Source organism: Mesorhizobium sp. BR1-1-15 (assembly GCF_020165475.1).
GTDB lineage: Bacteria > Pseudomonadota > Alphaproteobacteria > Rhizobiales > Rhizobiaceae > Mesorhizobium.
This window is the reverse complement of record NZ_JAIUIF010000022.1, coordinates 1-12561: the sequence shown is the minus strand read 5'-3', so window position 1 is coordinate 12561 and position 12561 is coordinate 1. Positions and strand designations below refer to the sequence as shown.

Annotated in this window: 10 protein-coding genes and 1 pseudogene; 4 read left to right on the top strand and 7 right to left on the bottom strand. The window is 62.0% G+C overall.

Annotated elements, in window-relative coordinates; translation table 11 throughout:
• Positions 1-16: 16 nt before the first annotated feature.
• The 3 genes from LB541_RS26125 to LB541_RS26115 all read left to right on the top strand — a co-directional run bounded on the left by LB541_RS26125 (position 17) and on the right by LB541_RS26115 (position 2723).
• A complete protein-coding gene (locus tag LB541_RS26125; RefSeq protein WP_140633766.1) occupies positions 17-1054 on the top strand; it encodes a chemotaxis response regulator protein-glutamate methylesterase in 1038 nt (345 codons plus the stop codon).
• A 47-nt stretch (positions 1055-1101) separates the two neighbouring features.
• A complete protein-coding gene (locus LB541_RS26120; RefSeq protein WP_281406002.1) occupies positions 1102-2055 on the top strand; it encodes a PleD family two-component system response regulator in 954 nt (317 codons plus the stop codon).
• 365 nt (positions 2056-2420) lie between these two features.
• The gene (locus LB541_RS26115) at positions 2421-2723 is read left to right on the top strand and encodes an Hpt domain-containing protein (protein ID WP_181165450.1); all 303 of its coding nucleotides are present in this window, start codon (positions 2421-2423) and stop codon (positions 2721-2723) included.
• A 15-nt stretch (positions 2724-2738) separates the two neighbouring features.
• Here the strand turns inward: LB541_RS26115 and LB541_RS26110 are convergent, their stop codons facing one another.
• The 6 genes from LB541_RS26110 to LB541_RS26085 form a co-directional block, all read right to left on the bottom strand.
• Positions 2739-4166, bottom strand: a complete 1428-nt coding sequence (locus LB541_RS26110) for a glycosyltransferase family 2 protein (protein ID WP_181165449.1) — start codon at positions 4164-4166, stop codon at positions 2739-2741.
• The gene (locus LB541_RS26105) at positions 4163-5200 is read right to left on the bottom strand and encodes a HEAT repeat domain-containing protein (protein WP_224619916.1); all 1038 of its coding nucleotides are present in this window, start codon (positions 5198-5200) and stop codon (positions 4163-4165) included. Before LB541_RS26105 ends, LB541_RS26110 begins: the two co-directional genes overlap by 4 nt.
• Before the next feature lie 2 nt (positions 5201-5202).
• A complete protein-coding gene (locus tag LB541_RS26100) occupies positions 5203-6957 on the bottom strand; it encodes a YaiO family outer membrane beta-barrel protein (protein WP_224619914.1) in 1755 nt (584 codons plus the stop codon).
• A complete protein-coding gene (locus LB541_RS26095; protein WP_140500730.1) occupies positions 6957-7349 on the bottom strand; it encodes a response regulator transcription factor in 393 nt (130 codons plus the stop codon). The genes LB541_RS26100 and LB541_RS26095 overlap by 1 nt, the downstream gene beginning before the upstream one ends.
• A 259-nt stretch (positions 7350-7608) precedes the next feature.
• Positions 7609-7986, bottom strand: coding sequence for a response regulator (locus tag LB541_RS26090; RefSeq protein WP_140500731.1), 378 nt, complete (start codon positions 7984-7986; stop codon positions 7609-7611).
• Between the two features lie 5 nt (positions 7987-7991).
• Entirely contained in the window at positions 7992-10433 is a 2442-nt protein-coding gene (locus LB541_RS26085; protein WP_224619912.1) for an ATP-binding protein, read from the bottom strand.
• Between the two features lie 217 nt (positions 10434-10650).
• Here LB541_RS26085 and LB541_RS26080 point away from each other — a divergent pair.
• Positions 10651-11077 (top strand): annotated as a pseudogene (locus tag LB541_RS26080) (DUF892 family protein).
• Positions 11078-11637: 560 nt separating this feature from the next.
• Here LB541_RS26080 and LB541_RS26075 read toward each other — a convergent pair.
• The coding region (locus LB541_RS26075; RefSeq protein WP_224619910.1) for a phospholipase D-like domain-containing protein at positions 11638-12561 on the bottom strand (924 nt) is incomplete at its 5' end.

Sequence of the window (12561 nt, the reverse complement as noted above, 5' to 3'; positions counted from 1 at the left end):
AATTGGCGACCAACGAATGAGAATTGGCGTAGTCAACGACATGCCGATGGCGGTTGAACTTCTGCGCCGGCTGGTCATGTCGACCGGCGAACACCAAGTCGCATGGATTGCGACCAATGGGCGTGAGGCGGTCGAGGTCTGCAGACGTGATCTGCCGGATCTGATACTTATGGATCTAGCAATGCCAGAGATGGACGGGGTGGAAGCGACCCGCAGAATCATGGCGGAAACCCCATGTTCAATCTTGCTGGTGACAGCCAGTATCGAAGCCAACGTCGCCGGCGTCTACGAAGCGATGGGGCATGGCGCGCTCGACGCCGTCGATATTCCCTCAGTAGGCATCGAAGGTGATGCGTCCTCGCAATCCGCACGGCTGTTGACCAACAAGATAGCAATGATCGGCAAGCTGATCGGCGATGCGCCGGGCAAGGCAAGAAGGAGGATGTCCCGTGCGGCTGAGCCGACAGCTCGACGGCTAATTGCAATCGGTGCCTCTGCTGGCGGGCCGGCCGCCGCTGCCGCAGTCCTGAGCGCGTTTCCCGTTGATTTCGCCGCCGCCATCGTGCTCGTACAGCATCTCGATGCCCAATTCGTTCCAGGCCTTGCTGATTGGCTCGGCCAGCATACGCCTCTCCCGATCCGTCCAGCGCGGGAAAACGATAGTCCTCAAGCGGGCACCGTTCTCATTGCCAGTTCCGCGGATCATCTGGTTTTCAAGTCAGCTCAGCAACTTGGCTATACGCCTAGCCCCGAGGACAGCGTTTATCGGCCGTCCGTAGATGTGTTCTTCGAAAGTGCCGCGCAATGGTGGCCTGGCTCGGTGATTGGAGTCCTGCTCACAGGCATGGGCAAGGATGGTGCGCACGGGTTGAGACAGCTCCGCGACAAGGGGCATCTCACAATCGCGCAGGATAGAGCAACCAGCGCCGTCTACGGCATGCCGAAGGCCGCCGCCGATGTCGGCGCGGCTGTTGATATTCTTCCTTTGAGTGCGATCGGCTCACGCATAATCGAAGCCCTTTCAGCGCTCCAGGTGAAAGGGTTCGTCCGATGACGCTAGAACCACAGCTGGTCCCACCACTTGCAGATAACTATTCATCCATGGTTCTGCTCATCGATGACCAGATCATGGTTTGCGAGGCGGTCAGGCGCGCTCTAGCCAGCGAGCCTGATATCTCCTTACACTTCTGCACCGACCCATTGAGAGCGATCACGGTCGCCGACGAGGTAAAGCCAACCGTCATCCTGCAGGATCTCGTCATGCCCGGGGTCGATGGGCTGCATCTGGTGCGAGAATACCGGAAGCATGCTTCGACACGCGCGGTACCAGTCATTGTGCTGTCGAGCAAGGAAGACCCAGCCACCAAGGGCGAAGCGTTCGCTGCGGGAGCGAACGATTATCTCGTAAAGCTTCCGGATCGTATCGAGCTGATTGCACGCGTTCGATATCACACGCGGGCCTATCTGGATCACGTCCAGCGAGAAGCTGCATACCGAGCGCTAAGGGAAAGCCAGCGACAGCTGATCAGTGCTAATCTCGAGCTTGAACGTCTGACGCGGATCGATGGCCTGACGGGCCTCGGCAACAGGCGCTATTTTGACGAATATCTGGCGTCTGAATGGAAGCGTGCTTTTCGCGCACAATCCCCATTGTCGCTGTTGATGATCGATGCCGACAACTTCAAACGATACAATGATACCTATGGCCATATGGCCGGCGACGAGGTGCTCAAGCAAATCGCCCGCGTAATCCAGAGCGGTTCCGGCCGTTCCACCGATCTCGCTGCGCGGTACGGAGGCGAAGAGTTCGTCATCGTGCTGGTCGACACTTTACTGGAACAATCCAGTGCGATCGCAGAGCAGCTCGTCCAGAGCGTGCGGGAGCTGAACATACCCCACGGCTCGGATCGCGTGACCATCAGCGTTGGCGTCGCAACAGCGGTGCCCACCGAGAACGAAACGCCGAAGGATTTCGTCAATGCCGCCGATCTGGCTCTTTTTCGTGCCAAATCGGAAGGACGAAATCGTGTTGCGCTTCAGATGTCCCGCGCTTGACGAGTGGCTAGGCAAACTGTTGGGCCATGCAAGCCGTATTGCCGGTCGTGAGCTCATGGCGGCAGGATGGTACACTTTCACCAATTGCATGATAGCGGACGTGCTGCGGCCGCCGACCTGTCGGCCTATCCGAATACCGCAGCAGGCTCCAAACATTTGAAAATACGTTGAATGCACCCCGCTCGCCGGCCTTCAAGAAGGTCTATGCCGACCAGCTCGCTCATTCCGCGGTTGGACATCAAAAACTCATCGCCATTGCATTTGGCTGAAGCGGGCGCCGCAGTTCTGCTCTGACAGGAGCGTGGACCGCAAGCAGTTCGTTCCACTCCACCGAGTTTTCTGCTTGAATACCTCTAAAGCCATCCATGGAGGCCCCTTCCATTCTGAATGATCCCTTCGCCCCCTTACGACAGCGTTTCCTGGCTCGGTGCGCCACTCAACTCGCGGAGTTGAGGGCGGCGCGTCAGAGAGGCCCGTCAGTGGGCTCCAACGACACCCTGATTCCCACCGCGCACTCGCTCGCCGGGGCCGCAGGGACATTCGGGTTTGCGGAGATCAGCGCGCGGGCATCGGCGTTGGAGACATTGCTGATCGAGCAGGCGGACGATGGGGCCTCGCACGCCGCACTCGATGCGCTTATCACGGAGATCGAGCGGACGCTGAAGTGACTCAGCAGACGGGGCTCACTTCTTCGCGCCGCCCAGGCCGGTCCTGGTCATCTCACCCCAGCTCTGGTCGGCCCGAAGAAATTGCCACCAGCCCTTCACGCGCCAGAAATTGTTGAGCTGGCGGTAGCCGAAATTCTCGATCACGGCGACCGCCGTCAATACCGCGAGGTCCCTGGCGCGGGGAAAACGCTGCAACTCGGCCTCTTCGAGAACGAGGGAGCATACGCTCACGCAGACGCCATAGGTGAAGATGAGCGAGGTGAAGGCCAGAAGATATTCGGCCGAAAGGACACCGAGCAGCCAGAAGGCGGGGATGAGGATATAGCCCAGCACCTCCGCCACCGGTCCCAGAACGTCGACAATGAAGATGTGGCCGAAGCCGAGAAAGCCGACGCGGCCATAGCGCGGGTTGAAGAGCATGGAGCGGTAGCGGAAGAAGCATTCGAGCGAGCCGCGCTGCCAGCGCGTGCGCTGCCGGGCAAGGACGCTCAGCGATTCCGGCGCCTCGGTCCAGCACACCGGCTCCGGAATGAACTGGATGCGGTATTTGCGCTTTTTATCCCGCATATAGCGGTGCAGCTTGATGACGAGGTCGAGGTCCTCGCCCATCGAACCCTTGGTGAAGCCGCCGACCGCCACCACTTCGGCCCGGCGAAACATGCCAAAAGCGCCGGAGACCAGCATCAGTGTGTTGATGCGGCTCCAGGCAAGCCGCGCCATCAGGAAGGCGCGCAGGTATTCGACCACCTGGAGCAGTGGCAACAGACGGCGTGGCAGACGGACTTCGCGCACCCTGCCTGCCTCGATCCTGGAGCCGTTGGCGATGCGGATCGTGCCGCCGACGGCAATGGTGCGCTCGGGGTCGTCGATGAATGGCTGGGCGGCACGCATCAGCGCGTCGGGCTCAAGGATAGAGTCGCCGTCGATGACACAAAAGAGCGGCGCGCGACAGACATTGATGCCGGCGTTCTGGGCGTCGGCCTTGCCGCCGTTCTCCTTGTCGACGACGAACAGCCGCTCGGTCATCGGTGACGAATAGAGGCCGCGGATCGGATTGTGCGCGAGCGCCTCCTCATAGGGCCGATGGAACTTTACCAGCTTGAACGCCTCGATGAGGCGCAGCAAGGTCTCGTCTTTCGAGCCGTCGTTGATGACGATGACCTCGAAATTGGGATATTCGAGCGCCAGCATGGAATGGACGCTCTCGACCACGTTCAAGGCCTCGTTGTAGGCGGGCACCAATAGCGCGATCGGCGGCGCGACATCGCCATAGCGGTGCCAAAGCAGCGCCGAGCGCGCGACCGGTGGGCGCTTGGACAATGCATAGCCGGCGACGATGAGCTGCAGGAGGTATATCGTCGTCTGCGCCAGCCCGGCCCCGATGATGAACCAAGACAAGATGGTGGCGGCAAGAACGATCTCGTCGCTCCAGTCGGCGATCATACGGCTGGTCCCTCGGCAAGAATGAGCGAGGCGGTGCGCTGGCTGCGCGAGACCTCGCTGTCGGCAATCTGGCGCAGCAACCGCTCTCCCGGCTGGCCGAAGGAGCGCAGCGCGTTGGCGGCGGCATAGCGCACGTTCCACACCTCGTCGCCCATCAGCTTGGATAGCGGCCGCCCAAGTTCGGCGAGGCCGAGGCGGCCGGCGGCATCGGCGGCCGCGCTGCGCACCTCCCAGTCGCCTTTTGTCATCGCGGTCGAGAGGATCGCCGGCGCGTCGGCATTTCCGGTGAGGCCGAGCGCCCGCAGTGCCGCCGCGGCAACCTCGGGCGAGGCGTCGTCGGCCAAGCGGGCGAAGAGATCGGCGAAGCGGAAGCCGCCGGCGCGGGCCAATGCGTCGATCGCGGCCGCCCTTATGAAGGGCACGGCGTCGGCGCGCGCAGCATGGTCCGCCAGTTCCTCCAGGCGCGCGTGCGGAAAGCGCCTGAACAGCTCGATCAGGCGTCGCGAGCGCTGCCCGGCCACGCCGATCTTGCGCAGCGCAATGCCGAGCGGCGGCAGGCTGTTCAGATCGCAGAGCGCTATGGCGACGGCGATCCTGACCTCGCGCGAGCGGTCGTGGTTGAGCGCGGAAAGCAGGCTTGCCACCGCACCTTCCGAGCGCAGCGCCGCCAGCATCTCGGCCGCATGGATGCGTTCGGCGCCGTTGCCCTTTTCCAGTTGCCTGCCGACAAGGGCCGGCAGGCCACATTCCTTGAAAGCAGCAAGGACATCGTCGTGCTCCTCGCCGCGCAAAAGCGAAATGAACTCGAAGCCGGTATTGATCGCCACGCCAGCCGGCACCGAAAGAATGGCCGTTTTCAACACCTCGCGGTCGCGGCTCTCGGTGAAGGCGATCAGCGCAGTCAGAAGCTGACGCCGCTGGTCGGCCGCAGCCTTGCTCCGGCGCTGCTGCAGGACGCGTCTCGCGATCAGGAACAGCATGATCACCAGCGAAAGAGCGCTGAGCAGTATGGAGAGACCCCAGATGTACCACATGGTCAGAACCGCGCGGTCAGGCCGAGACCGAATGTATTCCGGTCGAATCTCGGTCGTTCTTCATGCGCGATGCTGGCGCGCAACGTCAGCGGATCGCTGATGTCCCAGGAAACACCACCAAAGACCGCGCGCGTCGGCACCAGCGTGCCGTCGGAGATTTCGGGAGCGTCGGCATAACCGCCGAATACGTTGAAGTGCGGTGTCGCAGCAAGGTCGACGCGAAGCACATAACCGTCTGCGCCCGTGCCGATATCATCCTGCGCATGAACCCAGCGGGCGGAAAGCCCCAGGCGGCCGTCTAGGATAGAGGTCTGCACCCATGGCGAGATGCTGGTGACATTTGTGTCGGCGAAATTGTCGTACCGGGTGTCGATGTTGAGCGAAAGCGGGCCGAACGCCTTTGCCGGCGCCATGACCTGCCACGAAGCCCCGGCGCCGATCGAATAGCGCGCGAGGAAATCAGCGTCCGGCGTCGCCGCCGCCAGAGCATAGGCAGAGAACGCCGGCGAGAAGGCCTGGTCGATACGGCCTTCGATCTGGACGTCGGTGCGGCCGAAGCGTGTGGCCAGCCGGGTGCGACCGGAAATCGTGGTGCGCGGCGACAGCCCATAGGCAAGGCCTGCCGAACTGTCGGTCCAGTCGCCGAGCTCGCTGGTGAGATCGCTCACCTCGCTGCCGAGGTCGAGCCGCCATTTGCGCGGCGGCGGCACGGCCAGCCTTTGCTCGATATCGAAAGAGCCAGGCTCGACGGCGAGCGCTTGGCTGTAGGCATCCCGCGCGTCCTCCTCTTTACCCTCGGCGCGGCGCACATCGCCGAGCCCGACCAGCGCCTCGGCATTGCGCGGATCGGCCGCAAGCACGCGCTGGAACGACTGCCCGGCCCGCGTGTAATCGGCCTCGAGCAAAGCCACTCTCGCATCCAGCTCGAGCGCCTCGACATTGCCTGGCACTGAGGCCAGCACGCCATCGACCAAGCGGCGGGCGCTCGGCGCGTCGCCCCGCCAGATCGCCAGGCGCACCTTGCCGAGCCGCGCGTCGAGAAGGCCCGGCTTGATCGCAAGCGCGCGGTCGAAGAAAAGCCCCGCCTCGTCGAAGCTTTGGCTGGAGCCGACGACCAGGCCAAGGGCGACGAGGATGTCGGTGTTCTTCGGCGCCAGTCCCAGTGCCCGGCGATAGACTTTCTCCGCCTCGGGCAGCTTTCCCGCCGCTCGCAGGCGTCTGCCCTGCTCCATCAGACCGGCGACGGGATCGGGCCGCCGGCTAGTCGGTTTCTTTGTCGGCGCCGGAACCGCGGGAGACCGTCTCACCTCACTGCCGGCGGCTTGCTTCGCCTTCTGGATATTGGCGATAAGCGTGGCGGCGTCAGCGTTGCCGGGCTCGGCCCGCAGGGCCGTTTCGGCTAGCGGAAGCGCGGCATCCAGATTGCCCGAGCGGAACTCGACCTCAGCCATGCCAAAGCTGGCGTCCCGATAGGTTGGGGCCAAGGATAGGGCATTGGAAAAAGCGTCGCGCGCCGCCGACAGATTGTCGCGGCCGAGTTCGGCAAAACCGAGTTGCACCAAGGCGTCGGCGTTATCGGGTTTAAGCGCAAGGGCGCGCCGTAAAAACTCCACCGCCTCGTCAAAATGCTGCGCTTGCCTGGCCTTGACGCCGAACTCGTAAAGTTCATCCACCGTCTGCGCCAGCACCGCGCCCTGGGGCGCAGCGATCGCCAGGATCAGACATGCGCCAAGGGCTGCGCACCGGCAGCGCCGCATCAGCGTTTCCCGCTCTTTCGCGCGAGCAGACGCGCCAACCGCGCCAGAAGCTCCTCGGGGATGAATGGCTTCACAAGGTAGTCGTCGGCTCCTTTTTCGAGGGCCGAGACGATGTCCCTTTCGCCCTTGCGGGCGGTCAGCATGACGACCGGGGTTTCGGACAAAGCCGGATCGCCCTTGATGCGGGCAAGGACCTCCAGGCCGTCGGCCTTGGGCATCATCGCGTCGAGCACGATGATGTCCGGCGCCTCATGCTCTGCCTTCGAGAGCGCTTCCGCCCCGTCTACTGCTTTGATGACCTCATATCCCTTTGCCCTGAGCCTGAATTCCATCAGCTCGATCAACAAGGGATCGTCATCGCAAATCAGAACTCTTGCCTTCGCTCCGTTCACCAGCCTTGCTCCGGTTCCGTCGCCCCCCGGAGTGATCCCATGAACCGACATCCGCCAATGCGGTCCATGCAGACAGAAATATTCGTCTCGACTCTCTCATCGACGTCCGCCGATGCCACGCGATTACAGACAACCTGATTCGCTGCGCCTGCACCTCGGCACAATCAGTAGATGAATAAGGCGACATGGTATAGGAGCCCTGAACGGCATCGCACAGTGTGCAGACAAACTGCGCTCGGTGGCCAAGCCATACGTCGGCTCAGGTGCGCGATAGAAGCAATCTTTTGACTTCACCGGCAAGCGCAAGTGGGTCGAAAGGTTTGGCGATCACCCCCACCGCCCCCATAGCCAGATAGCGTTCGACCTCATGCGTCTGGGTGCGCGCGGTGATGAACACCACGGGTATCGACGCCGTCGGCCGGGACTCGGCCAGGCGCCTCAGCGTCTCCGGTCCGTCCAAGTCCGGCATCATCACATCGAGCAGGATGAGGTCGGGCCGCCATTCGGCGGCATCGGCCAGCGCCTGCATGCCCGAAGAACAGGATCGCACCTCGAATTCCGGCTCGAGCTCCAGCGACATCTGGGCGATTTCGCGGATATCGTCCTCGTCGTCTACATAGAGGATCCTTGCGGGCATTAGCATCACTCCTTGGCGTGCGCGGCAGGCCGAGTGCCATTGCGGGACGAAACCAACATGTTCCGTACCAACTTTGCCACATCGATTTCCGACGCTCTGGTCTTGGTCATGATCGCCTGCACCCGATCGCCGAGCTTCTGGTCGAGTTCCGCCGCCGAGAACACGATGACCGCAGTCTCGAGCGGCAGATCGGTCAGGAGGTCGAGGCCCGATCCGTCGGGAAGCGCGATATCCAGGATGACTAGGTCGAAGCGATGGCGGGCGATCGCCTCCTGGGCCTGCTTTAGTGTCTTCGCCGAGGTGATCGAGACGCCCGAACCCAGCCCTTCTGACATCACCGCAAGCACGCCCTCATCGTCTTCGACATGCAGGATTTGTGGCTTCGGCTCGACCCTACGGCCGACGATCTTGGCAAGAGCGGCGTGAAGCCGTTTCGAATCCACCGGCTTCTCCAGCCAGTCGACGATGCCGACGGCGCTGCCGTTCAGCGAGCGCCTGGCCTCGTCGGCGACGGCGGAGATGACGATGACCGCAATGTCGGAATTCACCGGTGATGCCCGTATGTCGTGGAAGAGCTTGATTCCGGATTCCCCCGCCAGCTTGATGTCGAGCGTCAGCGCCACGTAGTCGCGCGAGCTCAGCAGCGCCTTGGCGGTGTCGATATCGGGCGCGACGTCGCTGGCAAAGCCTTCTGCATCGAGAAGTGCTGCGATCACCACAGCAATGTCAGGCTCGTCCTCGCAGATGAGGACACGCAGGCGGCCATCGCGCTTGCGCGCCCGGCGCTCGACCGAAACCGGCTTCTCGGTCTGCCTGTGCGCTTCGGGGAGGTCAATGTGAAACGAGGTTCCCTTGCCTTCCTCGGTTTCGAAGGAGATGCCGCCGCCCAGCTTTTCAGTGATGGCCTTGACGATGCTCAAGCCCAGGCCAGTACCGCCTATCTTGCGAGTGCTGGAGGCGTCCGCCTGCTCGAACTTCCCGAATATGCGATTGCGGAACGCCTCGGGGATGCCAGCGCCCTGGTCCACGACCGAGATGCGCAGCATATCGGGGGCACGACGATGGAGTTTCACCGTGACGATGCCATCAGTGTGCGAGAACTTGATCGCATTCGACAGCAGGTTGGCCATCACCTGATGCAGGCGATCCGGATCTATGTTGGCTTCGGCGCGCGGGGCATCGTCGACCAAGACGATCCTGATTCGGCTGTCGGCCATGTAGTTGGTGCTGGCGGCAATCGCCTGTTCCAGGACCGGGCGGACAGCCATCTGCCTGATCTTGAAGGTGATCACGCCAGATTCGATCTTCTCCATATCAAGGATGTCGTTGATGAGAAGAACCAGCCTTTCACTGTTGGTGTGGGCGATGTTGACGAGATTGGCGGCCTTGGGCGGCAGTTCGCCGGCGACGCCGGCCGCGATCAAACCAAGTGAGCCGCGGATGGAGGTCAGTGGGGTGCGCAATTCGTGGCTGACCGTCGAGATGAAATCGTTCTTCAGCTGGGCATTTCGCTTTTGCTCGGTGATGTCGCGATTGTAGGTGATGACGCCGCTGATCTTGCCGGTCTCGTCGCGGAACGGTGCCTTCAGCGTGTAGAGCCAGCCTTGTCTGCCGTCCGGGAAAACCGCCGGCTGGTCGATGCGCAGCGTCTGCCCGGCTTCCAGAGCGCCCATCTCATCCTGCCGGAAGCGCTCGGCCACGTCCTTAGAGTAGAAATCGAAATCCGTCTTGCCGATAAGCTGTTCGACCGAAGCGGCGCGCATCATTTCGGCAGTGGCGGGATTGGCGGCGATGAACCGGCCGTCGACATCCTTAATGTTCAGGCAATCCGGGAGTTCGCGGACCATGGCCCGGTAGATCATGTTGGACATCGCAAGATCGCGCCGCCGCTGCTGCCGGTCCAGCAGAACGCTTATGAGGACGGTGCTGAGGAAGCGGAACACGAGTGATGGGAGTGTGCTCTGCTGCACCAGGTCGGCAACGACTTGCGAGGGGATGATCAGGAGCGTGATCAGCCCGGCGAAAGCTACCGACACGCCGAGTCCGAATATGTCGAACATGGTGCGAGACCGGGCAGTAACGATGTGGTGCCACGCAATACCGACTATAGCGGTGATGAGGATCCCCACGACACCGACGCTCGCGCCCTGTCCACCGAGATAGATGCGATAGGCAATGGAGCCGGCAGTAGCGATGAACATCGCCGGCCATCCACCGAAGAACGCGGCAGCCGCAATGAAGGCGGCGCGGAGATCGACGACGAAGCCGGAGACGGATAAGCCCGTCGCCATGGAAATGATCGCGCCCATGCACATGACCACACCAAGAACCAGCGACTGCATCCGCGTCGACAGACGCCCAGTGAAGTCCGCCACAAGATCCCAGGCGACCACGAGGATGGAGACCAGGGCAAGATTGGCGAGGAGTGACTGCCAGAACTCGGTCATAACTTTCCCGCTCCTTTTCCCGATAGATACCGCCAAAACCTATCCGAGGTCTAAAGAAGCTACAGGCTCCGGCCCTCTGCCAGTTGAGGCTCGCTGCTCGAAGTCGCGTCGGTGGTTAATCCGCGCGTCGACAGCCCTCTGGCCGAGCCTGCCATAGCCCGGGCGGAGCCATCCTCTCCGCTCGCGGTTTGGGCGAGCAACCCAAAGGGAGAGCTTCATGACACAATCGCGCGACTGGTTGATACAGTGGCTGAGAGACGCTCACGCCATGGAGGAGCAGGCCGAGACGATGCTCTCCGGGCAACTGTCACGCCTCGAAAGCTATCCGGAACTCGGCGACCGCATCCGTCAGCATCTCGACGAGACGCGGCAGCAGGCCTCGCGCCTCAAAAGCTGTCTTGACCGGATCGGAGAGGGATCCTCCGCGATGAAAGACGCAGGCGGCAAGCTCACCGCCATGGCCCAGTCGATCAGCGGCGTGTTTGCCGGCGACGAGGTGATGAAGGGCTCGCTCGCCAGCTATACTTTCGAGCAATCTGCGCGAAGAGGAAGCGATGGCGGATTGGCTCAAGAGCCATCTCGCCGAGACGACGCAGATGTTCCTGTCTCGCGCCGCGGCCGACAGCGATGCCGCGAAACGGTGACGCCCAAATGGCGCGGGCGGACTTTTTTTCTGGCGATCGGGTCCGCGGGCGGCTCTTGCGCCGGCCGCTGGGTCTTAGGTCGCAGCTAAGAGCCCGCTTCTCCTCCCACAAGAGCGGACTCTTGTCTCGAGTTTATGATCGGCCGCGGATTCGTCAGGGCACGGGTGGGGCAACATGAAGCGACTTCTGTCAGATCTCGCCGCAATGGCTGAGCCCGGCTTCTGGATCGCCCTGGGGCTTTTGGCGCTGCCTTACGCAAGTGGGCGTATTCGTCCTCATTAAGACATGCCGGTGCCTCTGATCGCTCAGGCTTCCAGCCGCCCATGCGCGGACCTTAATACACCATCGTTGAGAGCACTTTCGGGTCTCACTGTCATGATCGCAAAGGGGCCGCGTGACCGACGAGGTGGGGATGCATCGACCGATGAAGTTGCAGGGCGCGTGTTGAGCAATCCGCTCAGTGTTATTGCGGGGTTGCTCCCATTCTTGCGCGTGGCGCACCATATTAGCCATTTGACGGGCGCAGATGCCGTTTGCGGGGACTCGCCCACCAAGAGGCTCTAGAGTTGCGAGTGTAGTCTGCTGGCCAGCCAGTCCGATACTTTTTCGGTCAGGGGGCGCGCTTCCCATTCGCCCAAACTGATCTGCCTTGATCGCGCAAGATCCTGGCTGAACAGGTCGATCTGCGTTTTGGCAAAATCCCGGCCGTAGACATTCAGCGTGGCTTCGTCGTTCAGCCGCAAAGAGCGCTCGTCCAGGTTGGCAGAGCCAAAGCTCGTCCAGACGTCGTCGACGATCAGGAGTTTGGGATGATACATCGTTGGCTGGAACTCGAAGATCCGGACCCCAGCTTTGAGCAAGTCGCCCCAGAAGTACCGCGAGCCCTTTCGGACCAGGGGCACGTCTGTGAGCCAGTTGGGCACGATCACGTCGACTGCTACCCCTCGTTTCCTAGCGTCCAAGATCTGCTGCAGGGCAATATCGTCAGGCACGAAATAGGCCATTCCGATGCGAAGATGATCCCTGGCGGCAGCGATCGCCGCCAGCATCATCAGTTCCATGTTCTCCGAGCCATTTGGCTGCGATGACAGGATCAGCTGAGCGCTAAGCGACCCCGCAGGTTCGGAGGGTGGGTAGAACTTCTCACCTTGCAATGTCTCGCCGGCCGTCTCCAACCAGTTTTCCGCGAATGCCGCCTGGAAGGCAGACACTGCGGGTCCTTTGACTTGATAGTGCGTGTCGCGCCACTCATCTGGGTTGCGGGCGTTTCCGAGCCAGTTGTCGGCAATACCGACGCCGCCGGTGAACGCGACCAGCCCGTCAACGATGAGCAGCTTGCGATGGGTCCGGTTGTTTACACGATCCAACGTATACCAATGAATAGGTCTATAGCGCTGGAACCGCACGCCGGCGCTTGTCATGATCTCGATCAGGTCTTCATCGAACGGCAGGCTGCCGACCCAGTCAACGAGCACACGGACCTC